Here is a 21,388-nt window from a genome sequence, read left to right on the forward strand (position 1 = left end):
TCAGCCTAACGACTTCAGGCCGGATCAACCCAGCGGCCGTCCTCCTTGATCAACTGGATCAGAGCGGAGACGCCCTGATCCTCGGGAACCTTGCGGATCTCCTCGCGACCGCGGTAGAGAGAGATGACGCCGGGTGTCTTGCCGACATATCCGTAGTCAGCGTCCGCCATCTCGCCAGGACCGTTGACGATGCAACCCATCACGGCGATGTCGAGCCCCGTGAGATGAGCCGTGGCATCGCGCACCTTGTGCAACACCTCCTCAAGGTTGAACAGGGTGCGACCGCAGCTGGGGCAGGCCACGTATTCGACCATCGTCTTGCGCAGGCCCAGCGACTGAAGAATCGAGTAGCAAACTGGGATTTCCCGCTCTGGAGCCTCGGTGAGCGACACCCGGACGGTGTCACCGAGCCCATCGGCAAGCAGGGTTGCGATCCCAGCGGTGCTCTTGATGCGGCCGTAATCACCATCTCCGGCCTCCGTCACCCCGAGATGCAACGGGTAATGGAAACCCTCCCGATCCATGGTGTCGGCCATCAGGCGGTACGCCGCCAGCATCACCGGAGCGCGGGAGGCCTTCATGGAAATCACGATGTTGTGAAAGTCGAGGTCATCGCAGATGCGCACGAATTCCATCGCCGACTCGACCATTCCCTTGGGGGTGTCGCCGTAGGTGAACAACATCCGTTCGGCGAGGGAGCCGTGGTTGACACCGATGCGGAGAGCCTTGTTCTGATCCCGCAGCAGGGTGACGAGTGGCTCGAAGGTTTCGCGGATGCGGGCTCCGATGGCGGCGAATTCCTGGTCTGAGAACTCCTGACGCCCGGGGTCGGGCTTGTCAAAGACGAACAGGCCTGGATTGATCCGGACCTTGTCGACGTGCTGAGCCACCTCCATGGCGATCTTGACGCCGTTGTGATGCACATCAGCGACGAGCGGAACCGTGCAGCCACGGGATCGGACGGCAGCCCGGATCTCACCCATCGCTCGGGCATGGGCCATGGAGGGAGTGGTCACCCGCACGATCTCGCTGCCCGCCTCGGCCAGCCGGATGATGCCCGCCACCGCGGCCTCGATGTCGAGGGTGTCCTCATTGATCATCGACTGCACCACCACGGGATGGTCACTGCCGATGGGCACGTCCCCCACCATCACGGTGCGGGTGACGCGCCGGTGGATCTGGGTGTCGTAACGACGATCCACAACAGCTGGCGTGGTCGGCAGTGTGGCGGTCATGACAGGGTTCGCCGCGAGCGATTCAACGTTCGCACAGGTGCTGTCGCACCGCGGCCAGATCCCGGCGCGTCAGATCGATGGGAGCACCTTCATCAGGCGAAGGATTTCTCAGCAGATACGAGGGGTGGAAGATCGGCATCACCGCACGGTCCTGCCATCGCTGCCAACGTCCCCGCAGTTGCGTCATGCCGCCCTTGATGCCCAGGATCGCCTCCACCGCCGTCGCACCGGCCAGGACGACCGCTGCGGGGTTCACCTGTTGCAGCTGAAGATCGAGCCAGGGCCGGCAGGCGGCGAGTTCCACCCGCTTCGGGCGTCGGTTGCCCGGCGGTCGGCATTTCACGGCATTGCAGATGTAGACGTCCGTCTCGAGGTCGAATCCGGCTTCCACCAGCAGACGATCAAGCGCCTGGCCGGATCGTCCGACAAACGGCTGGCCGGTGGCATCTTCCCGGGCTCCGGGGGCCTCACCGATCAGCATCAGAGGCGCCGACGCGGAACCTCGGCTCACCACCACCCTGGTGCGGGTCTCCGAGAGGGAACAGGCGGTGCAGCTGCCACAGAGGTCCAGTTCCGTGAGCGGGGTCTCGGCCATGACGGATCAGATGGACGGGGCAACCACAAGCAGCGGATTCTGCTCGGGATCCTCCAGCCAGGCTTCAGCCCCGAACGGCTCCACGCGCGGGGGCTGCTGCACTCTGGCGCCAGAGGCGATCAACTCGGGGAGACACGCCTCGAGCAGCTCCAGGGGATGCTCACAGGCGGAGAGCCTGAGACAGGGCGCCAGGGTTCGTCCACGCTCTGGGAAAGGACGCGATCGAGAGGGGCGGTAGATCTCCAGACATCCCCCATCCGCCAGCGGCACGCGCCAGTGCTGCCGAGAGAAACCCTGTTCGGCGACGGTCCCGAAGGCAAGGGCATAGAAACGGGCCAGGGGTTCGGGGGCGTGGGCCGCCAGCACCCAGGTGATCGAGATCGGTTTCATGGCGATGAGCTGGCAACTGGTTGTCTGGGACACCACATGAGGCAGGATTAACTCTTTCAAACGCATCCGGGGGAGGTGCGTTGCTGATGCCCACCCCGACCGTTCTGTCCCAACGGGCTGAAGCCCTGAAGCCGTCCCTGACCCTTGAAATCGGGGCCCGAGCGAAAGCGCTGAGGAACGAGGGCCGCGACATCTGCAGTCTGAGCGCCGGAGAGCCGGATTTCGACACCCCCGAGTTCATCGTCGACGCCGCCCGCAAGGCCCTCGGCGATGGAATCACCCGCTACGGGCCGGCGGCCGGTGATCCCGAACTGAGAGCGGCGGTGGCTGAGAAGCTGAGCAGCGAGAACGGCATTCCCACCAGGCCGAGCCAGGTGCTGATCACCAACGGTGGAAAGCAGGCGATCTTCAACCTGTTCCAGGTGCTGCTCAATCCCGGCGACGAAGTGCTGATCCCTGCGCCGTACTGGCTCAGTTACCCGGACATGGCCGCTCTGGCGGGAGCCAGGAGTGTTGTGATTGCGTCGAACCCTGAGGAGGGCTTCCGGCTCGATCTCTCCGAGCTGGAGGCACGCATCACGGAACGCACGCGCCTGCTGGTGCTCAACACCCCCGGGAATCCGACCGGACGGGTGATGAGCCTTGCGGAGCTGGAAGCTCTGGCCGAGCTGGTGCGCCGGCATCCTCGTCTGTTGGTGATGAGCGATGAGATCTACGAATTCCTCCTGGCGGAAGGGCAGGAGCACCACAGCTTCGCGGCCGTCGCACCGGATCTGGCGGAACGCTGCTTCACGGTCAATGGGTTCGCCAAAGGCTGGGCGATGACCGGATGGCGCATCGGGTACCTGGCCGGAGACGAGACCGTGATCAAGGCGGCGTCGGCGCTTCAGAGCCAGAGCACCAGCAACGTCTGCAGCTTCGCCCAGCGCGGTGCGCTGGCGGCACTGCAGGGCAAGCGGGACTGTGTGATTCAGATGGCGGAGAGCTACAACCGCCGCCGGACTCTGCTCACGCAGGGACTGCAGGCGATCGAGGAGATCACGCTGCTGCCGCCCCAGGGTGCGTTCTACGCCTTCCCTCAGCTTCCGGAACGGATCAACGATTCCATGGCGTTCTGCCGCAGAGCCCTGGACGAGTCCGGGCTGGCCGTCGTTCCGGGTGTCGCCTTCGGAGAGGACCGCTGCATCCGACTGTCCTGTGCGGTGTCGCGTGAGACGATCGGGGATGGTCTGAACCGACTCAGTCAGATGCTGCAGACGTTCTGATCAATCGTTCAAGACCCACGAATTCCTGATGCCTGTGCGAGAACGCCTGGCCGTGGTCGTCACCGGACTGCTGTTCGGTCTCGGAATCACGGCCACCCCCACCGCCGCCGTCCGTCCTCTTCGGATCGGAGCGATCCCTGACCAGAATCCCGAACGGCTCAACCGCCTGCACGGGGCACTGTCCGCGGAACTGAGTGAGTCCCTCGGAGTGCCGGTGCGCTATGTCCCAGTCAGCAATTACGCCGCTGCGGTGAGCGCCTTCCGCACCGGCAGTCTGGATCTGGTCTGGTTCGGAGGACTCACCGGTGTGCAGGCACGCCTGCAGACCCCCGGGGCCAAAGTCGTGGCTCAGCGCGATATCGACGCCCGTTTCACCAGTGTGTTCATCGCCAACAGCGGGAGCGGTCTGCGTCCGATCACCAGTCAGGACCAGCTGAAGCAACTGAAGGGAAAACGCTTCACCTTCGGCTCGGAAAGTTCCACCTCAGGACGGCTGATGCCGGAGCACTTCCTGCGGCAAGCCGCTGTCACCCCCCGTGATTTCGCTGGAGGGAGAGGCGGATTCAGCGGCAGCCACGACGCGACGGTCGCTCTGGTGCAGAGCGGGGCCTATGAAGTCGGCGCTCTGAACGAGCAGGTCTGGACCAGCCAGGTGAAGGATGGACGGGTGGACAGCAGCAAGGTGAAGGTGATCTGGCGCACGCCTCCGTATGCCGACTATCACTGGCTGGCACGTCCCGGACTGGACGACCGTTTCGGCACCGGATTCACCGAACGGGTGCGCGGCACCTTCATCGCGCTGAAACCGGATAGCGAGCGCCGGCGCACGATCCTGGAACTGTTCGGTGCGGGCAGCTTCATTCCGGCGAAGGCGTCGGACTACGACGCGATCGCCAACATCGGTCGGCAGCTCGGCAAAATCCGTTGACCGCTGTGCTGGCGATGCGGCAGGTGGGCATTCGGGGGCGCCTGGAACCGCTCGATCTGCGCATTGCCATCGGAGAACGTGTCGCTCTGCTCGGAGCCAGTGGCGCCGGAAAAACGACGCTGCTCAGCCTCGCCAATGGCAGTCTTCAGCCCGATCAGGGCCAGGTGCAGTGGCGAGGCCAGCCGATCAGGACACTGCCGCGGCGGAGGCGTCTGGAGATCGGAACCCTCTGGCAGGACCTGCGGCTGATCGAGGAACTGACGGTCAGCCGCAATGTCAATGCCGGTGCCCTCGGGCGACACTCCCTGCTCTGGGCCCTGCGCAATCTGCTCCAGCCGCTCGAACGGCGGGAGTGCCTGGCCGCGGTGACCGCAGCGGGTCTGGAGCCTGAACTGATGGACACCACGGTGAGCCGTCTGTCCGGCGGCCAGCGTCAGCGGGTGGCTCTGGCCCGCCTGTTGCGGCAGCAACCGCTTCTGGTGCTCGCGGATGAACCCCTCTCCGCCCTGGATCCCGTCCTTGCCGAGGAGGTGATGCTCGGTCTGCTGGATCAGGCCGGCTGCCTGGTGAGCCTGCACCGTCCCGACCTGGTGCATCGCTTCGACCGCGTCATCGGCTTACGGCAGGGGCGCCTCGTGCTCGACGAATCCACCGGCGATGTCACGTCTGACGCGATCGCATGCCTCTACCAATCCCTCTGAAACCGGCTCTGCCCCTGTGGCCACTGCTGCCTGGCCTGGTCTTTCCAGTGATGCTGCTGGTGCTGGCACTGGATCTGCATGGCGGCGGGCTGAACCTGCTCGGCCGTTTCGCACTGGCTGCCGTGCAGCCCAGCCTGGATCCTCCGCTGATCGCAAGCCTGCTGCAGGGTCTCCAGGTGACGTTGATCACGGCCCTGCTCGCCTGGGGGGTGAGTTGCCTGGCGGGATGTGCCCTGGGACTGCTCAGTTCACGTCATGTCTGGCTGCTGGTGAACGGCACCACCACAGGTGCCGTGCTGGTCCGACGGCTGCTTGCTCCGATCCGTTCCCTGCATGAACTCATCTGGGGACTGCTGCTGCTGCAGGTGTTCGGTCTGAATGGATGGGTGGCGGTTCTGGCGATCGCCGTCCCCTATGCCGCTCTGCTGGCCAGGGTCGTGAGTGATCAGATCGACAGTCGTAATCCGCCGGCGTCCCTGGCGCTGCAGAGAGGTGGAGCCGGTCCGGGAGCCGCCTTCGTCACCGCCGTGCTGCCGACGGTCGGACCGTCGCTGATCAGTCAGATGGCTCAGCGTCTGGACTGTGCCCTGCGTTCGGCTGTGCTGCTGGGGGTCTTCGGTCTCGGAGGTCTGGGAACCGATCTGGTCCTCAGTCTTCAGTCACTGCAGTTCCGTGAGCTTTGGAGCGGGCTCTGGATCCTGGCGCTCGCCATGGTTCTGCTCGAAGTGCTGCTGAACCGCTTTCCCACCGGAATGATCCTGCTGCTCCTGACGGCAGCACTGCCGGCAGGCCTGTTGTGGGGATCCATGCTCCAGCTGGATCTCACAGCACCGCAGCTGGCGGATCTGTCGTTGTTCCAGGCGGTGGATGGCGCTGCGCTGATGGAGGCCCTAACCACGACACCCTGGCCAGGCCTGATTCTTTCCACACTCGGATTGACACTGCTGGGCAGCGCTGTCGCCATCAGCGGGCCGGTGCTGGGGTTGATGGTCTGGCCCGGGCGGTCAGCGGCGCATCTGCAGCGGTGGGGATGGGGACTGCTGCGTCTGTTACCACCACCGCTCACAGCCCTGCTGCTGATGATGATGGTGAAGCCGAGTCTGTGGCTCGCCGGTCTGGCCCTCGGACTGCATCATCTCGGTGTGATGGGCCGGATTCTTGTGGAGGACCTTGATCACAACGATCCCGGGCTCTCCCAGGCTCTGCGCTGCATGGGAGCCGGACAGCGCCAGGCGTGGCTGATGGGGGAGCTGGCTCCATGCAGTCGCAGCTATCTGATCTATGCCGCCAGTCGCTGCGATGTGATCCTCCGTGACACCGCTGTGGTGGGACTGGTCGGTGGCGCCGGACTGGGCTGGCAGCTGATCGAAGCGCTCGGTTCCTTCCACTGGGCCCAGGTGTTCTGGCTGGTGCTGGCCTATGCCACCCTCACCAGCCTCGGGGAACTGCTGATGGACCGGCTGCAGAGACAGTGGGCCTGTCAGGCTGGCTCGCTCTGAGTCGTCCACGCTGATGGCAATGGCACCGCGGCAGCTGGTGGTTCTGGGTGACAGCGGCGTTCATGGCTGGGGGGATCGGCTGGGCGGTGGTTGGTGCGAGCGGCTCAGGCTGGAATGGATGGGACTGCCCCAGGCGCCGGTGATCTACCCGCTCGGCGTGCGTGGTGACGGACTGGAGGCCGTCTCGGCCCGATGGCGGAGGGAATGGAGCTGCCGGGGCGAACTGCGTCGGCAGCAACCGGATGGTGTGCTGCTCAGCGTCGGCCTGAACGACACCGCTCGCATCGGCAGGCCCAACGGCCGACCACAGCTCAGCGAGGAGGCTTACGCCTTCGGCATGGGGCAGCTGCTGGAAGCCATCAGCGGGGAGAGCAGCGTGCTGGTGATCGGCATGACGCCGGTGGACGACCACGTGATGCCCTTTGCGGACTGTCTCTGGTACGCCAACCCAGTGATCGAGCAATACGAAGCGGTGCTGGCGGAAACCTGCCGGGAACACGATGTGCCCTTCCTCGCAATGCACAGGCCAGTGCAGGCTGAAACGGACTGGCTGAGCTGGCTGGAGCCCGATGGACTTCACCTGAACGCCGATGGCCATGCCTGGATGCATCAGAGGCTGCGGCAATGGCCCGCTCTGCTCGCCTGGGCCGGGTTACAACCCCTGAAGACACTGACTCCGAACACGACCTGAGACCTAATGTGCGTGTTCCCTGACACAACTGATGGACGTGGGGCCCGACCGCAATCTCGACCCGACCACCGGACGCACCTCCGCGCAGCGGAAGACAACACTGAAATGGGATGAGAACGGTGAGCTCACCGCCGTGGACATGGCTCGCATCATCGATCGGCTGACCCAGCCGGAGCTTGCCCGCTGCGATCTGGATCCCTCCTGAATCACGGAGCATCGGCGACACCCGGGTGGTCAACAGCGGCACTCGAGTGGGCGTGCCGTCGTCCTGAAGCCGGGAACCCTGGGGAGGACGATGCGTTCTCCTTTTGATCAACCAACATCACTGGCGCCATGAGCAGCGCCGACCTCTGCCCGATGCCCTGCGGCGTCGCAACCATCGGGTTCTTCAGCACCTGGGACTGGCCCACCTGGTCGCCAAACGTCAGCGGCGACAGGGTCCGGAGGAGTACGACGATCTGCTCCAGGAGGCCTGCCTTGGTCTGATCGCCGGGGTGGATCGCTTCGATGCAAGTCGGGGACTGAAGCCCAGCTCCTATCTGCTCAGCCGTGCGAACGGCCAGGTGATGCACTACCGACGGGATCGTGCGGCAACGCTGCGCATCCCCTGGCGACTGAGGGATCTGGCCGTGCGTGCCGGACGTCTCGGCGATGGTCTCTCGCCGGAGAGTCAGCCGCCTCTGTCACGCCAGGGTCTTGCCAGACGTCTCGGCGTCACGGAGACACGGCTGCAGGATGCCTTCGCAGCCCTCCACTGCGCCCGGAGCCAGAGCCTCGACGCCATGCCATGCGAGCTGCCCGATGAGCGAGCCCTTGATGACCAACGCGAGTGGCTTGTCAAGGCCATGGTCGAACTGGATCCGGAACAACGCCGGGTGCTTCAGGCCCATCTGATCGACGGGCAGAGCCTTCGCGAGGTGGCGCGACGTCAGAACGTGCGTGCCGGCGGACTCCGATCTGTGATCCAGGCGGGGATCGCGCGTCTTCAGGAACTGGCGGAGAGAGACGGTGAGCTGTCGCTCAGATCCGCATCGCTGTGATGGCCAGAACTGCCGCCAGAGAGGTCTGCAGCGCATTCACCAGTTCGTTGCTCATCCAGTCGTAACGGTCCTGCACCAGCGCACCGAACAGACTCTCGGCCAGGGTCGCCACCAGACCGATCAGCATCACCAGACCGGTCAACGGCCAGGACGGAATCAGCTGCAGCGCAAGCATCAGAACACTCATCAGCAGGCTGCCGAAGGCACTGGCCAGGGTTCCCTCCAGGCTGATCGCCCCTTCCGTACCGGGTGGCACGCGACGGAAGCTGGTGATCAGAACGGTTGTGCGTCCCCAGCGCTTGCCGATCTCACTGCCGAAGGTATCCGCGAGCTTGGCGGCGAAACTGGCGGCGAAACCCACCAGCAGCACCGACCTGGGCTCCACTCCGGCGCCGATCAGCAACGCCAGCGCAGCACCGGTGGCAGCCGAACCCCAGACGTTTTCCGGCCCACGGCTGCCTCCGCGGGCTTCGGCCAGACCACGGCGCTGCTTGTCGCGGAAACCGAGTTTGGTGACGGCACTGCCGAGCACCAGATAGAGCACCACGGCCAGCCAACCCTGCCAACCAAGGGAACCCAGCAGAATCGTTCCAAGGGCTCCGGCATGGATCCAGCCCGCCCGTGTGAGCAGCGGCAGTCGCTGCGCCAGGGCGATCAGCACCCCATGAATCAACAGGGCTGAGAGCCAGGGCATGCCGACTGTGTTGCACTGCCCTAAGCATCCCTCGTCATGCCAGGCCGACGGGGGAGAATCACCCGTGATCGTGCAGCGACCAGGGCATGGTGTTCAACAAGCAGAACAAAGGGTTCTTCCTCACCCTCGATGACGAGGCAGCCCCTGCCGATCTGAGCATTCCGAGCCAGGCGACGGACAGCCCCGAACCGACGGCCACTCCGGTTGTGGTCACCGAACCGTCTGAGATCACTCCGGAACCGGTCCTCACCCCAACGGCGGTGACGGCGTCCGCTCCTGACTCCGATAGCGCCACGCAGACCACGGCCGAGGCGATCGCCGCCGAACTGGCCGCGGCGGAACAATCCCGTCCGGCCGTCACCATGGCGACCTTCGCTCCCGAGAACCTGCTTCCCGGCACAGGCTTGAGGGCACGTCGCCGGCAGCCAGGGGCCTCCATGCGCGGTTTCCGTGCCATCGCCAGCGATCTGTTCAAGGTCTGATCTGGCGCCACGACGACAACTTCACCGCCGCACAAACGCCGGCGGTGGAGGAGCGCAGGATCGTCGGAGCCAGTCCCACCGGCTGCCAGTGGCGTTGCCCGAACAGGGTCTGCTCGTCCGCTGTCCAACCGCCCTCCGGGCCGATCACCAGCCACAGATCCTGATCCGGAGCCGCCGCATGCTCAAGCCAGAGGCTCAGCTCCTGAACCTGATCACAGCGCGTGACAGCGACCGCCAGCTGAGACGGGGGAGCAGGAGACCAGTCCTGAAGCGTGCGCAAGGGATGCAGCGTCGGTTGCCACAGGCGTTCGCACTGCTCGGCCGCTTCGCGCAGGATGCTGGCCCAGCGGTCCGGACGGTGCTCCGCCTGGGGGGTGCATCGCGCCGTCTGCAGTGGCTGAAATCGGTCCACCCCCAGTTCACAGGCCATGCGCAGCAGATCGTCCATGCCACGGCGGACCAGGGCCACTGCAAGACCCAGCTGCTGACGCGGTCGCGGCTCGCTTTCGGCGGGTGCGGAGGGGGCGGTGTCCAGGATCAGGGCAGCGTCGACATCCAGACGGGCACTCCAGAGATGGCCGCAGCCATCGATGACGGCCACCGGATCACCGACCTTCAGGCGCAGCACCCGACGCAGGTAATGACGTTCGTGCTCCCTGAGGGTCAGAACCCGGTTCCGGCTGGAGAGATCCCCCAGACGATCCGGCTCGATCAGCAGCCGGCGCAGTTCAGCCACCCGCTGGGAACAGGCTGTCTGGATGGTCCTCCACGGGCCAGTCCTCATTCACTCCGCCGACGACCAGTTCCTCGATCTGAACCACGTCGGAATCGAGCTGTCGCAGCGCATTGATGAGCACATCAAGGCCGACGGCATCACTGGTGCCGAGATCAACCCAGCATCGGCCCCACGCGTCCCGGTATTCCATCTGCCCCATGTTGTGCATCAGGGCGGGCATCACCGATTCGGCCTCCTCGTTGTCGTAGGCCATCCAACTCAGGTCAGCACTTTCCTCATGCACCTGCAGGTTCTCGGCATTGAATCCGCCGAGACGGCCGATCACATACCAGCTGTCGAAGATCCCATCGACGTAATTCCGCTCCCCCTGGCTTGGAACCTCCGCAAAACGCAGCCAGAGCCAGCAATTGAAGGGGTCGACCTCCCGAAACCGGATGTCCATGGGTCCATCGATTTCACCTCATCATCATTCAAGCTGGACGACATGCTTGATCTGGACGCGCTGCACTACAGCCCGGCGACAGCCGCGGATCCAGTGCTGCGTGGGGTGACCCTGTCGGCCAGGAACGGGCAACCCGTGCTGATCGCCGGAGCCAGCGGCAGTGGCAAGACCAGCCTGCTGGAGGTGATCAGCGGCCTTGCCGGCAACCAGCACGGCGAGATCCGCTGGCAGGGTCAGGCCGTCAACCGTCGGCAGCGACGCTGGCTCTGCGGCATCGTGTTTCAGTTCCCGGAACGGCATTTTCTGGGGCTGAGCATCCAGCAGGAGCTGAAGCTGGGTCAGAAGCGACTCGGATGGGAGCAGCAGCAACATGTGCTGAAACGGGTCGGTCTGGCGGATGTGGACCTCAGCACCCCGCCGGAGCGACTGAGCGGCGGCCAGCAGAGAAGGCTTGCCCTCGCGGTGCAGTTGCTGCGCGGTGCAGAGGTGCTGCTGCTGGATGAACCCACTGCCGGCCTGGACTGGTCGGTGCGCCGCGAGGTGCTGCAGCTGATGTCGGACCTGGCCGATGAGCGGATCCTGATCGTTGTCACCCATGAACCGGAACTGTTCGAGGGCTGGCTTTGCGACCGACATGCCCTCCTGGACGGACAGCTGAAGCCACTGGTTACATTGCCCTGACTTGGAGCGGGAGCATGGCCGACCGTCTGGTTCGGGCAACGGCGGCAGGTGGCGGCATCCGGCTGGTGGCGGTGGCGACGACGGAGACCCTGCGGGAGGCCCGGGAGCGTCATGACCTCTCGTACCTGACGACCGTGATGCTCGGCAGAGGAATGAGTGCCGCACTGATGCTGGCCAGCTCGATGAAGGTGCGGCACGGACGGGTGAATCTGCGGATCAGCTCGGACGGACCGCTGAAGGGAATGAGCGTGGATGCCGGGCGTGACGGAACGGTGCGTGGATACGTGGGCACCCCGCAGCTGGAACTGGATCCGATCGGTGATGGCCAGGGGGGCTACGGCTTCGACTTCAAGGGGGCAACCGGCACCGGTTACCTGCATGTGGTGCGGGATGACGGCAAGGGAGAACCGTTCAGCAGCACCGTCGAACTGGTCAGTGGTGCCGTCGGTGAGGACGTGGCGTCCTTTCTGCTGCATTCCGAGCAGACCCCCTCTGCGGTCTTCGTCGGCGAACGCATCGACCGATCAGGGGTGAAGAGCAGTGGAGGACTGCTGGTGCAGGTGTTGCCGAAGGCGGCGGAGGAGCCCGCCCTCGTGGAGCTGCTGGAACAGCGCTGCCGTGAGATCACCGACTTCAGCGGCCGACTGGAGGAGCACGGGGATGCGCTCGAGGATCTCCTTCGCGATGTCTTCCCAGACCTCGACCCCCACCCCCTGGAGGATGCCGCAGCCAACCAGGACGTTCGCTTTCACTGCCCCTGCAGCCGTCAGCGAAGCGTTGGCGCGCTGATGTTGCTGGGGCGGGAGGAACTGACCAACATGCTCGAGACCGATGGCATGGCTGAACTCATCTGTCATTTCTGCAATGCCCGCTATGAGATCAGCGGCGACGAACTGCGCGCCTTGATCGCCGACCAGACACCGGTGGCTTAAGCCAGCAGCAACGATGCGATCAGCAGCAGCAGCGCAGCTGGAATCGCCTGAATCTGATCACTGGCGAGCTGAAGCTGGGACAGGGCCGAAGGAGACAACGCCGAGACCAGCACAACGCCCGTGACCAGGCCGGCCACGAGCAGAAGGATCGTCCAGCCCAGCGAGGCCAGGGGACGCCGACCGCGACGGATCTGGCTGAGGAAACAGCCGATGACGGCAAGCGCCAGGATCAGCTGAACGCTTCCGGGTGACAACAGCAGCAGAACGAGACCGAGGCCACCGGCGACCAGTCGCACGATCAGGCCACGCCCCTCAACCAGAGACCATTGCGGTGCCAGGCCGGAGAGAGCCGGGCCTGGATCGGGGAGACCGCTGCGGATCCGCTGCAGAACTCCGACAGCGGCAGGAGCGGAAGCGGCTGCAGCAGCAGTGCCGTCCTCGCGCTGTGATGCCGTGGCAGCAGCCGGGCTGAGCTGGCCCTGCTGACGATCCCGCAGTCGTGCCATCAAGACCGCGTCGTAAGCCGCTTCGATCCTCGCCCTGGCCTGGGGATCATCGTCGGCATCGCTGAGGCAGCGCTGCTTGGCGCTCTGAACCTGCTCGAAGCTGGCGCCCGCCGACAGCCCGAGCCGGGCATAGGGGTCATCGGAATCGGGTTGTGGACCGGATTCACCCACGGCTGCCATGACGGCGTTCAACCAACTGCAGTTGAGCGTATCGACAGCAGCTCAGAACAGGGGGGCTGCGTGTCGGAACCCTTCACTGCCCTCCAGGCGCTCACGGCAATGGAGAGCTTCGCTGCGGTTCAACCACTGGCGTCGCTTGATCAGCGGCATCTGGGGTGGAAGGTGATAACCCTCCACCATCTCCACAGGTTCGCTGGCCCCGCGGAAGCAGACGTATTCGGTTCCGCCGTCCGACGTGCTTCGCACAAGCCAGAGACTGTCCAACGGATCGTTGTGGTGAGTCGGTGCAGTCTGGCGATGAAGTCAGAGGCCCGCGAGGAGATCCGCGGTTGCTCACCCGCCCCCGCTTGATGCATCAGCGCTGAAACGAGCGTGAAGAACGCCTGCCCGCGCTTGACAAAGGTTAAAGGCGGGTTAACAGTGAATCAATTGGGCTAGAGGGATGAACACTCTTCAGAAACTCCTGTCGCTGATGACGATTGAGGAGAAAGCCAGAACCTGTCGCAACCGCACCGAAGCGCAGCAATGGATTCGGCGCGCTGAACTGGCGCGGAAACATCTGTGGGGAACCACCGAAGCGATGCACTTCAGTTCCCACTGATCAGCACGGTGGCGATCAGAGGCTGATCGGCTCCACACCGCTGACCACCGGAGCCACATTGCTGAGAGCGAGATCGGGATGATCTTCCTTGAGCTGATTGAGGTTCCACTCGTTCTTGAACAGCAGGACCGGCCGATTCCAGGCGTCACGCACGGTCTTGCAGTTGAAGATGCGTCCCACCTTCTCGAGTTCCGACCAGCCCCCCGACACCCATCGCGCCACCTGGAAGCCAAGAGGCTCTAAACGGGTCTCAACGCCGTACTCATGCTCGAGCCGATGTTGAACCACCTCCAGCTGCAGCTGACCGACGGCCGCCAGGATCGGGTCACGCTTGCTTTCATCGGTGTCGTAGAGGATCTGAACAGCGCCCTCTTCCCGCAATTCATTCACCCCTTTGCGGAAATTCTTGAATGCTGAGGGATTGGGATTCCGCAGCCAGCTGAAGATCTCCGGGCTGAAGCAGGGAATTCCTTCGTATTCCACCTTCGGCCCCACATAGAGGGTGTCGCCGATCGAGAACATGCCGGGGTTGTTCAGACCGATCACATCACCTGGGTAGGCGTCTTCCACCACCGCTCGATCCTGTCCGAACAGCTTCTGGGGCCGCGACAGACGGATCGCCTTGCCCGTCCGGGCGTGCTTCACGGTCATGTCCTTCTCGAAGCGACCGCTGCAGACCCGAACAAAGGCAACCCGATCCCGGTGCCGAGGATCCATGTTCGCCTGCAGTTTGAACACGAATCCGCTGAACCCCTCACGCAGGGGGTCCACCAGGCCATCACTGCTGGATCGGGCGATCGGACGCTGGGCCATTTCCAGAAACGCGTCCAGGAAGGGACGCACACCGAAGTTGGTCATTGCGGAGCCGAAGAACACGGGGGTGAGGTCTCCGGAATGCACCGCCTCCAGATCCAGTTCAGCGCCGGCGACATCGAGGAGCTCCATCTCTTCCACCGCCAGATCGAGCAGCTCAGGCTCCACCAGCTCGCGCAGAGCAGGGTCATCCAGGGTCAGGCGCCGCTCGCTGGCCTGTCGGCCCCGTTCCGCACGGCTGAACAGCACCACTTCACGACTGCGACGGTCGATCACGCCACGGAACTGCTCGCCACTGCCGATCGGCCAGTTCACAGCCCAGGGGATCAGCTCCAGTTCCGATTCGATCTCATCGAGCAGCGACAACGGCTCCCGACCGGGACGGTCCATCTTGTTGATGAAGGTGAAGATCGGGATCTGGCGCATGCGACAGACCTCGAACAACTTGCGGGTCTGCGGCTCGAGTCCCTTGGCGGCGTCCTCCAGCATCACGGCGTTGTCAGCGGCCGCCAGGGTCCTGTAGGTGTCCTCCGAAAAATCCTGGTGGCCCGGAGTATCCAGAAGATTGATGGTGGTGGCGTCGTAGTCGAACTGGAGAACGGTGGAGGTAATCGAGATGCCTCTCTGCTTCTCAAGTTCCATCCAGTCGGATGTGACCTTGCGCTGCTCTCCCCGAGCCTTCACAGCACCGGCCTGCTGAATCGCACCGCCGTAGAGCAGCAGCTTCTCGGTGAGAGTCGTCTTGCCGGCATCCGGGTGGGAAATGATCGCGAAATTGCGGCGCCGATCCACCGCCTCAGCGACCGCAGCGCCGGGATCAGACTCCGCAGCAGAGGTGCTCAAGCTCATCGTGTTGCGTCAATCCACCAAGCCTGACACCACCAGATAGCGGTCGTCCTCCGCGCGGACATTCAGGCCATTCAGATCAGCAGCCGCGAGCTGAGCCTCGACTTCGGAAATCTCGAAAGCGGCCTGAAGAGACGCCAGGAAATCCCTCACCAGCAGTTGCGGCCCGTCCGGGAGATGACGCTCCTGGAGCTGCCGGGCCTCCATCAGAGTTGCGGGACGGCGCAGATCCCGGTGCAGAACCCGGCAACCCGGAGCAGCGAGAACGCGGGTGAGCGACCAGAGAAGTCCGGGCTGATGCAGATGGTGCAGCAGGCTGTTGCTGACAATCAGATCGGCACGTCCGAGCAGCTCAGGCAGATCACCCCTCTGCAGATCCTGAAGCGAGGCTTGCTGCCAGCGCACCGTGAGGCCCGCGGCGGCAGCGCGCTGAGCCGCAACAGACAGCATGGATCCGGCCCCGTCCACCCCAACAAGCTCAGCGGAGGGATGCGATGCCGCCAGCGGCAGGGTGATGTTGCCTGGTCCGCAACCGAGGTCGATGAACAGAGGAGCTTCCGGCAATGCCGGGGACCGCGCCAGCAGGGACTCGATCAGGGCGAGGGTGCGGCGATCTCCGTCGCTGAAATCCGCCTGCGCATAAGCCTGCACCTGCTGCGGATCGTCCATGAGTTCCGGCTCGCAAACACGCTGCATTGGATGAAGGCTGAGGGCACCAGTCTGAGCAGGACACTGCTGATGGTGGAAAACGGGCCTTGCTGACCCCATTGGTGGCGTTAGGGTTTCGACAACTCCAGTGCTCAGCTGCACGTGACCCTCACTCCGAATCGCGTGGCGCTCCACGCGGGAGAGATCGCCAGCTTTGGCGATTTCCCCGCTACCGCCCCCGCCGCCAATCCTGTCTTCTACCGCACCTACAGCCGCCGTATTCCTGAAGGGCGTGAGAGCTGGGCACAGGTTGGCCAACGGAATCTCGAAGGCCTGCGCAAACTCGGCAATCTCAATCAGCAGGAACTGGATCTGCTGGCACGCATGCAGGCAGAGAAGAAGGCTCTTCCCTCGGGCCGCTGGCTGTGGATCGGCGGCACGGGCTGGATTGAGCAACCGGTGAATTTCTCGGGTGCCTACAACTGCACCTCCACCAACCTGGTGGACTGGCAGGCCTTTGGTCTGATGATGGACCTCGCCATGATGGGCTGCGGCACCGGGGCCATCATCGAGCCGCACCTGATCGATCGCCTTCCGGTCGTGCGCAACAGACTCAAGGTGGTGTCGGTTTCCGATATCGGAGTCACCCCGGCAGGACAGCGCCAGGACGAGTGCACCCATCGCATCGAGGGCAACCGGGTCACCATCAAGGTGGGCGATACCCGTCGGGGCTGGGTGGACAGCTACCAGCTGATGCTGGAACTGTGCAGCGATGAACGGTTCGATGGCGGACTGATCGAGATCGAGGTTGATCTCAACGACGTGCGCCCGGTCGGCGAAACCCTCAAGGGCTTCGGTGGCATGGCCAACCCGGTGAAGCTGAAGGATCTGTACGGACGAGTGGAACGGCTGCTCAACAAGGCGATCGGCAGACGCCTCACCTCCGTGGAGTGCTGCCTGCTGATCGACGAAGCGGCCGTCACTATCGTGGCCGGCAACATCCGTCGCAGTGCGGGGATGCGTCAGTTCGCCGCCGATGACGATGCGGCGTCCTCAGCCAAGGACAACCTCTGGCAACAGGATGATCAGGGCAACTGGCGGATCGACCCTGAGCGCGATGCCCTGCGCATGGCGAATCACACGCGGGTTTATCACACGCGCCCAAGCCGCGATGTGGTGCTGGCGGCTGTCACCAAGCAGTTCCACTCCGGCGAGGGCGCCATTCAGTTCGCACCCGAAGCGATCGCCCGCTCCAATGCCGACCTGCTGAGCACCCCTGAACTTCGCCAGGAATTCATTGAGATCTACTGCGATCAGGGTCGTGATGAGGCCGGCCGCTGGTTGCGCCTGCACAACAGCGACATGAGCGAGGCAGAACTGGACCATCGCCTCGGCCGCTACGGACTCAACCCCTGCGGAGAAATCCTCGGTGCCGATTTCCACTGCAATCTGGCGGAGATCCATCTGAATCAGATCGATCCGAGCGATGAGGAGGGGCAGGCTGATGCCTTCCGTGCAGCGGCCCTTTCCGTGGCCTGTCTGTTGAACCACCGCTTCGAGGTGGAGCGTTATCGCCAGAGCCGCGAATGGGACCCGATCGTGGGCGTCAGCTTCACGGGCCTGTTCGATTTCTTCGTGCATGCCTTCGGCACCCCCTGGTTGCAGTGGTGGGAGGCCGGACGTCCGGACACCGAGGAAGGCCTGGCGTTCAAGGCACAGGAGGCGGCCTACCTGAGCCGTTGGAAGCAGGTGGTGAACGACACCGTCTGGGACTACTGCGATCGCCACGGCCTGCGCCGTCCGAACCGCTGCACCACCGTTCAACCGGCAGGAACCAAGAGCCTGCTCACCGGTGCCGCCCCTGGCTGGCATCCCCCCAAGGCCCAGCGCTTCATTCGCCGGATCACCTTCCGCAAGAACGACCCGGTGGCGATGGCCTGCATGGACTACGGCTACACCGTGGTTCCCTCCCAGTCGGACAAGGACGACCAGGGCCGGCTGCTGGATGATCCGTTTGATCCCCGCTGCACCGAATGGCTGGTGGAAATCCCCACCGAAGTGAGCTGGGCCAATCTGCCTGGAGCCGATGCCGTCGACATCAACGGCTTCTCGGCCATGGCCCAGTTTGATTTCTACATGCAGGTGCAGCGCCACTACACCGCCCACAACACCTCTGCCACGATCGAATTCCGCGAGCACGAGATCGAGCCCCTGGCCGACGCGCTCCATGGAGCGATGCTCCATGGAGATGGCTACATCTCGGCAGCTCTGCTGGCTCGATTCGACGCCAATGCCACATTCCCACGCCTGCCTTTCGAGCCGATCGACGCAGCGACCTACGAGAGAATGCAGTCTGAGGTGGTGCAGAGACGCGTCAGCAGCGACTTCTTTGCTGCCTTGAAGCGATACGACATGGGCGAGATTGCAGAAGCAGGTCCTGCCGGCTGTGATTCGGACAAGTGCTTATTGCCTCTGTCAAAACCCAGCTGAAGATCAACGTTGCTGACAATCAAACAACAAGGAGGCATTGATTGCCTCCTTTTTTGTGTTCATGAGAACAACGGGGTGCACGGAACAACCCCATAGTCGCGAGAAATTCATTTTTAATTCTACTTTTCGCAAAACAGGCGTTCCAGAGAGCCGGTGATTTAATTTTTTCGACATGTTCTAGTCCGCCGGTGGTTACTAATCATTGATGGGTGAATCTCTTTCTTCATCCTTCGTTCGTTCCCTGAACCATGAAATCCTGTCTAGATCCTCGGCTTTGCTTTGGGGCAGCACTGCTTCTCCTGGCACCGCTTGCGGCGAACGCTCAAAGCATCGCCGGGTCCGATGACCCCAACATGTCTGGTACCACCCAGCGCATGTTCATCATCAACGCCACCACCCCCGGTGGACTGACCTTCTCGGGCGCCGGTACTGCCACCTTCAACAACGCAGTTGGCACCTCCAACCAGTTCAACGTCGGCTCCAACACCAGCATCGGTGTGAACGCCAGCGTGTCTGCGACTCAGGAATTTGACGGTCTGTCCCTGGGTGTGATGCAGCTGGGTGCAGGCAGCAGCCTGATGCAGACCAACGGCACCTCCTCCTCCGCTGCTGCCACCCAGGCCGCTTCTGCTGCCGCCAACTCGGTTGCAACGGAAACTGCTCAGCGTGAATCCCACTCCACTGGTTGGGAATCAGCCACGACAGCGACGAACCTGTCCTCTACCACAACCGGTAATTACGGCAGCTACGACCGGAATGGTGATTGGCAGTGGTCTGCTGATTACGACACCTCTTGGGGCGATCTGGATGCCTCCGTCCAGGCTTCCTATGGATCTGAGGGAAGAACTGCTTACGAAACCGAGCAGAGCAACTTCAAGCAGTTCAAGAACGCTTACACACAATCTTACAACCAGAACTACAACTCCAGCTATAGCTCTGCTTACAACAACGTCATCACCAACAGTTCCTCCACGGCGAACGAGTCGTCAGCGACCGGAATCATCAAAGGTGACTTCCAGTCCACTGAGGATTCTGTGACCGCCATCGGTCAGGAAGGTCAGCTGGGTGCCATCGTGAATTCCGCTCTGGCAGCCGCGAACAGCACCAACGACACCACGGGTGGTGCATCCTGGACCGCTGCTTTCAACGCAGCGTATGAGGCTGGCTATCAGCAGTCCGTCGGTCAGACCAGCACTGTCAGTGACAGTTCAGGTCGCCATCGAAGGTCTGGGTGCCATCGCCAGCGTGAACGCCGATGAGGCCTCCAGCTTCACCGTGAACCTGGATCGTCTGGAAGCGTTCAAGTCCACCGGCACGCAGGATAATTCTTCTGCGACCGCCAACGGTTCTGCCACAGCGACGTTGTCCACCAACTCCTTCGCGACTCAGAACAACCAGCGCACCGCGTCCGCCTTCATGCAGGCCTTCGCCGCTGCTGACTGATCTGATCGCTTGATCTGATCAGGAGGGGAGGGGCTTCGGCCCCTCCTTTTTCATGGCCAAACAATGAGAATTCCTCGCAACATCATTCTCACCACCAACTCACCGGAAGCGGGACCCGATGAAAGACAGAGGACATGACATCCGTCAGAGGGCGTGAACGAGTCCGTCAGCACTGCCAACCAAGAAAAACGTTATTGTTCTTGCAAAAAGAAGATTTAACAGGTCGATAGCATTCGTATTTTGCAAAAAGCAGTTGCCACCAACACGAAGAATATCTCTTTGAGGATCAGCCTTCCGACTCTTGATGGGTGAAACAGTCGCTCGATGAACGCCATTGAGATGTTGATCGGCAGGTCTGAACAGCTGCGAACACCTTGCTAAAGTGGTGGTCGTGATCTTGATCACGGTCAGGGAGAGGTGGTCGAGTGGTTGATGGCTCTGGTCTTGAAAACCAGCGAGGTGCAAGCCTCCGCGGGTTCGAATCCCGCCCTCTCCGCTTTCTTCCTTAAACGCTGCTCCTCAGGGCTCAATGACCTGCGGGAGGCCAAAAACTTCAGCGCATCCTGAAAGGTCCTCCGCCAGCACAGTCTCGATATAGGGATCCCCGAGCAGATACTCCTCGCACTGCTCGAAGGGCGTCATTCCCGTGTACCAGTCCCAGGCGTCATCGCCACCGGCGGCTCGCACCGGAGAGGAGCTGAAAAGCGCTGCTGCCAGAAGGAGCCAGAGCCGCATGTGCACCTTGCGTCACACCAGCAATTCTTGCGCAGACGCCCTGAATAGGCCCCGAAGCTGCCTTGAAGACACTCCAGAGTTGCTTCGTGGTGACTGCTGAGCTACTTTTGGGTTGCTCAGAAGAGCCGCTGATGATCAAAACCGCCACTCGCGAAAACCAGGTGAAGCTCACGGTCTCCGTGCCGCCAAGCCTGCATGTGCTGCTGCGAAGCTGGGCTCTGTGCGAGGGCCGCGAGCTCACCAGTGTTGTGCTTCAGTGCGTCGAACTCTCCATCCGGCAGCTCAAGAGCAACGGCTCCATCCCCAGCGCCGCCATCCGCAATTACGAAACGGCCTGCGACGAACGCCTTGCCATCGGAGGCCTCTGACCATGGAATTCGCACTGATCGAACAGGCTCTGCAGGCACCGGTGATGGACGCCGTTATTGCGCTGACAGAACGATTCCAGGATCTGGAGGCGAAACCGGAAGCCGTTGTCTTCACCTTTCTGCGCGGCATCGATCAGACGATTGCCATCGGCTACAGCGAAGACATCGGCTCGGTTCAGAGCGATTTCGAGGCCCGTGGGTTTCAGTTGGTCGATGCACGCCGGGGAACGCGCCGTGAAGAACGACTCCTGCTGCTGACCCTCAAGGAGATCGGACTGAAGACCACCTACGGCAGCAATTATTTCGAAGCTGATGCACCGGTGATCCGGCACCTGCATCAACTTGGCTGGCCGATGGGCGACCTGCGGGCGGATCACCCTCGCAAGCGAAAAAGCAAGCGGAAGGATCACTTGGTGGAAGACAACTGACACGTCATCAAGCTGTTTT

The 21,388-nt window shown here is 63.0% G+C and carries 28 protein-coding genes and 1 tRNA gene; 17 read left to right on the top strand and 12 right to left on the bottom strand.

Translation table 11 applies throughout. The features are described from left to right. Positions 1-14: 14 nt before the first annotated feature. The 3 genes from ispG to ACJ0G7_RS10980 are packed head-to-tail and all read right to left on the bottom strand — an operon-like array spanning position 15 to position 2,253. Entirely contained in the window at positions 15-1,235 is a 1,221-nt protein-coding gene (ispG, locus tag ACJ0G7_RS10970) for a (E)-4-hydroxy-3-methylbut-2-enyl-diphosphate synthase (protein ID WP_407396153.1), read from the bottom strand. 22 nt (positions 1,236-1,257) lie between these two features. Beyond that, positions 1,258-1,830, bottom strand: a complete 573-nt coding sequence (locus ACJ0G7_RS10975; protein ID WP_043691214.1) for a uracil-DNA glycosylase — start codon at positions 1,828-1,830, stop codon at positions 1,258-1,260. Between the two features lie 6 nt (positions 1,831-1,836). After that, positions 1,837-2,253, bottom strand: coding sequence for a VOC family protein (locus tag ACJ0G7_RS10980; RefSeq protein WP_253912792.1), 417 nt, complete (start codon positions 2,251-2,253; stop codon positions 1,837-1,839). Between the two features lie 53 nt (positions 2,254-2,306). Here ACJ0G7_RS10980 and ACJ0G7_RS10985 point away from each other — a divergent pair, with 53 nt between their 5' ends. The 7 genes from ACJ0G7_RS10985 (at position 2,307) to ACJ0G7_RS11015 (ending at position 8,344) form a co-directional block, all read left to right on the top strand. Then, positions 2,307-3,485, top strand: coding sequence for a pyridoxal phosphate-dependent aminotransferase (locus ACJ0G7_RS10985; RefSeq protein ID WP_407396155.1), 1,179 nt, complete (start codon positions 2,307-2,309; stop codon positions 3,483-3,485). 28 nt (positions 3,486-3,513) lie between these two features. After that, positions 3,514-4,413: a putative selenate ABC transporter substrate-binding protein gene (locus tag ACJ0G7_RS10990; protein WP_407396156.1), complete on the top strand. Its 900-nt coding sequence runs from the start codon at positions 3,514-3,516 to the stop codon at positions 4,411-4,413. Next, positions 4,410-5,114 (top strand): phosphonate ABC transporter ATP-binding protein, encoded by a 705-nt coding sequence (locus tag ACJ0G7_RS10995; RefSeq protein ID WP_407396158.1) that lies wholly within the window; start codon positions 4,410-4,412, stop codon positions 5,112-5,114. Before ACJ0G7_RS10990 ends, ACJ0G7_RS10995 begins: the two co-directional genes overlap by 4 nt. Beyond that, positions 5,093-6,613 carry a PhnE/PtxC family ABC transporter permease gene (locus tag ACJ0G7_RS11000; RefSeq protein WP_407396160.1) on the top strand — a complete coding sequence of 507 codons (1,521 nt, stop codon included), beginning with the start codon at positions 5,093-5,095 and terminating at the stop codon, positions 6,611-6,613. The genes ACJ0G7_RS10995 and ACJ0G7_RS11000 overlap by 22 nt, the downstream gene beginning before the upstream one ends. 13 nt (positions 6,614-6,626) lie before the next feature. Further along, positions 6,627-7,304: a GDSL-type esterase/lipase family protein gene (locus tag ACJ0G7_RS11005; RefSeq protein WP_407396161.1), complete on the top strand. Its 678-nt coding sequence runs from the start codon at positions 6,627-6,629 to the stop codon at positions 7,302-7,304. A gap of 31 nt (positions 7,305-7,335) precedes the next feature. Beyond that, complete coding sequence (locus ACJ0G7_RS11010) at positions 7,336-7,509, top strand: hypothetical protein (RefSeq protein WP_173402117.1); 174 nt, start codon at positions 7,336-7,338, stop codon at positions 7,507-7,509. A gap of 103 nt (positions 7,510-7,612) precedes the next feature. Then, positions 7,613-8,344, top strand: coding sequence for a sigma-70 family RNA polymerase sigma factor (locus ACJ0G7_RS11015; RefSeq protein WP_407396163.1), 732 nt, complete (start codon positions 7,613-7,615; stop codon positions 8,342-8,344). Here the strand turns inward: ACJ0G7_RS11015 and ACJ0G7_RS11020 are convergent. After that, the gene (locus tag ACJ0G7_RS11020) at positions 8,325-9,038 is read right to left on the bottom strand and encodes a DUF92 domain-containing protein (protein ID WP_043691222.1); all 714 of its coding nucleotides are present in this window, start codon (positions 9,036-9,038) and stop codon (positions 8,325-8,327) included. The genes ACJ0G7_RS11015 and ACJ0G7_RS11020 overlap by 20 nt on opposite strands. Positions 9,039-9,124: 86 nt before the next feature. Here ACJ0G7_RS11020 and ACJ0G7_RS11025 point away from each other — a divergent pair, with 86 nt between their 5' ends. Further along, positions 9,125-9,520, top strand: a complete 396-nt coding sequence (locus tag ACJ0G7_RS11025) for a hypothetical protein (protein WP_407396165.1) — start codon at positions 9,125-9,127, stop codon at positions 9,518-9,520. Here the strand turns inward: ACJ0G7_RS11025 and ACJ0G7_RS11030 are convergent. Further along, entirely contained in the window at positions 9,510-10,256 is a 747-nt protein-coding gene (locus ACJ0G7_RS11030; protein ID WP_407396166.1) for a 16S rRNA (uracil(1498)-N(3))-methyltransferase, read from the bottom strand. The genes ACJ0G7_RS11025 and ACJ0G7_RS11030 overlap by 11 nt on opposite strands. Further along, complete coding sequence (locus ACJ0G7_RS11035; protein WP_043691225.1) at positions 10,249-10,698, bottom strand: DUF3531 family protein; 450 nt, start codon at positions 10,696-10,698, stop codon at positions 10,249-10,251. The genes ACJ0G7_RS11030 and ACJ0G7_RS11035 overlap by 8 nt, the downstream gene beginning before the upstream one ends. Before the next feature lie 42 nt (positions 10,699-10,740). Between ACJ0G7_RS11035 and ACJ0G7_RS11040 the strand changes: the two genes are divergently transcribed. Continuing rightward, positions 10,741-11,379 (top strand): ABC transporter ATP-binding protein, encoded by a 639-nt coding sequence (locus ACJ0G7_RS11040; protein ID WP_407396167.1) that lies wholly within the window; start codon positions 10,741-10,743, stop codon positions 11,377-11,379. A 14-nt stretch (positions 11,380-11,393) separates the two neighbouring features. Beyond that, positions 11,394-12,311: an Hsp33 family molecular chaperone HslO gene (hslO, locus tag ACJ0G7_RS11045; RefSeq protein WP_407396168.1), complete on the top strand. Its 918-nt coding sequence runs from the start codon at positions 11,394-11,396 to the stop codon at positions 12,309-12,311. Here the strand turns inward: hslO and ACJ0G7_RS11050 are convergent. Continuing rightward, complete coding sequence (locus ACJ0G7_RS11050) at positions 12,308-12,997, bottom strand: CPP1-like family protein (RefSeq protein WP_043691229.1); 690 nt, start codon at positions 12,995-12,997, stop codon at positions 12,308-12,310. The two genes, hslO and ACJ0G7_RS11050, sit on opposite strands and share 4 nt — an antisense overlap. A gap of 42 nt (positions 12,998-13,039) precedes the next feature. Next, positions 13,040-13,261 carry a hypothetical protein gene (locus tag ACJ0G7_RS11055; protein WP_043691231.1) on the bottom strand — a complete coding sequence of 74 codons (222 nt, stop codon included), beginning with the start codon at positions 13,259-13,261 and terminating at the stop codon, positions 13,040-13,042. Between the two features lie 178 nt (positions 13,262-13,439). Between ACJ0G7_RS11055 and ACJ0G7_RS11060 the strand changes: the two genes are divergently transcribed. Continuing rightward, positions 13,440-13,598 (top strand): hypothetical protein, encoded by a 159-nt coding sequence (locus tag ACJ0G7_RS11060; RefSeq protein WP_407396170.1) that lies wholly within the window; start codon positions 13,440-13,442, stop codon positions 13,596-13,598. A 15-nt stretch (positions 13,599-13,613) separates the two neighbouring features. On the opposite strand, the gene ACJ0G7_RS11065 is transcribed toward ACJ0G7_RS11060, so the two are convergent. Together ACJ0G7_RS11065 and ACJ0G7_RS11070 are read right to left on the bottom strand one after the other, a co-directional pair. Further along, on the bottom strand, positions 13,614-15,254 hold the full coding sequence (locus ACJ0G7_RS11065; RefSeq protein ID WP_253912793.1) for a peptide chain release factor 3: 1,641 nt from the start codon (positions 15,252-15,254) through the stop codon (positions 13,614-13,616). Positions 15,255-15,269: 15 nt separating this feature from the next. Next, entirely contained in the window at positions 15,270-15,926 is a 657-nt protein-coding gene (locus ACJ0G7_RS11070; protein ID WP_407396172.1) for a methyltransferase domain-containing protein, read from the bottom strand. A gap of 141 nt (positions 15,927-16,067) precedes the next feature. Here ACJ0G7_RS11070 and nrdJ point away from each other — a divergent pair, with 141 nt between their 5' ends. The 3 genes from nrdJ to ACJ0G7_RS11085 all read left to right on the top strand — a co-directional run bounded on the left by nrdJ (position 16,068) and on the right by ACJ0G7_RS11085 (position 19,838). After that, on the top strand, positions 16,068-18,395 hold the full coding sequence (gene nrdJ, locus ACJ0G7_RS11075) for a ribonucleoside-triphosphate reductase, adenosylcobalamin-dependent (protein WP_407396173.1): 2,328 nt from the start codon (positions 16,068-16,070) through the stop codon (positions 18,393-18,395). A gap of 353 nt (positions 18,396-18,748) precedes the next feature. After that, a complete protein-coding gene (locus ACJ0G7_RS11080; protein WP_407396174.1) occupies positions 18,749-19,654 on the top strand; it encodes a hypothetical protein in 906 nt (301 codons plus the stop codon). Next, positions 19,596-19,838: a hypothetical protein gene (locus ACJ0G7_RS11085; protein ID WP_407396175.1), complete on the top strand. Its 243-nt coding sequence runs from the start codon at positions 19,596-19,598 to the stop codon at positions 19,836-19,838. The genes ACJ0G7_RS11080 and ACJ0G7_RS11085 overlap by 59 nt, the downstream gene beginning before the upstream one ends. 144 nt (positions 19,839-19,982) lie before the next feature. Here ACJ0G7_RS11085 and ACJ0G7_RS11090 read toward each other — a convergent pair whose 3' ends face one another. Further along, complete coding sequence (locus ACJ0G7_RS11090) at positions 19,983-20,243, bottom strand: hypothetical protein (RefSeq protein ID WP_407396177.1); 261 nt, start codon at positions 20,241-20,243, stop codon at positions 19,983-19,985. A 6-nt stretch (positions 20,244-20,249) separates the two neighbouring features. Here ACJ0G7_RS11090 and ACJ0G7_RS11095 point away from each other — a divergent pair. Further along, positions 20,250-20,334 (top strand) — tRNA-Ser (locus tag ACJ0G7_RS11095). Between the two features lie 23 nt (positions 20,335-20,357). Here ACJ0G7_RS11095 and ACJ0G7_RS11100 read toward each other — a convergent pair. Then, positions 20,358-20,573 (bottom strand): hypothetical protein, encoded by a 216-nt coding sequence (locus ACJ0G7_RS11100; RefSeq protein WP_043691240.1) that lies wholly within the window; start codon positions 20,571-20,573, stop codon positions 20,358-20,360. Between the two features lie 131 nt (positions 20,574-20,704). On the opposite strand from ACJ0G7_RS11100, the gene ACJ0G7_RS11105 reads away from it, so the two are divergent. Both ACJ0G7_RS11105 and ACJ0G7_RS11110 read left to right on the top strand, forming a co-directional pair. Continuing rightward, positions 20,705-20,941, top strand: a complete 237-nt coding sequence (locus ACJ0G7_RS11105; RefSeq protein WP_043691242.1) for a hypothetical protein — start codon at positions 20,705-20,707, stop codon at positions 20,939-20,941. Positions 20,942-20,943: 2 nt separating this feature from the next. After that, on the top strand, positions 20,944-21,369 hold the full coding sequence (locus ACJ0G7_RS11110) for a hypothetical protein (protein ID WP_043691244.1): 426 nt from the start codon (positions 20,944-20,946) through the stop codon (positions 21,367-21,369). The last annotated feature ends 19 nt before the right edge of the window (positions 21,370-21,388 follow it).

Origin of the sequence: Parasynechococcus sp. (assembly GCF_045559935.1) — a bacterium.
GTDB lineage: Bacteria > Cyanobacteriota > Cyanobacteriia > PCC-6307 > Cyanobiaceae > Parasynechococcus.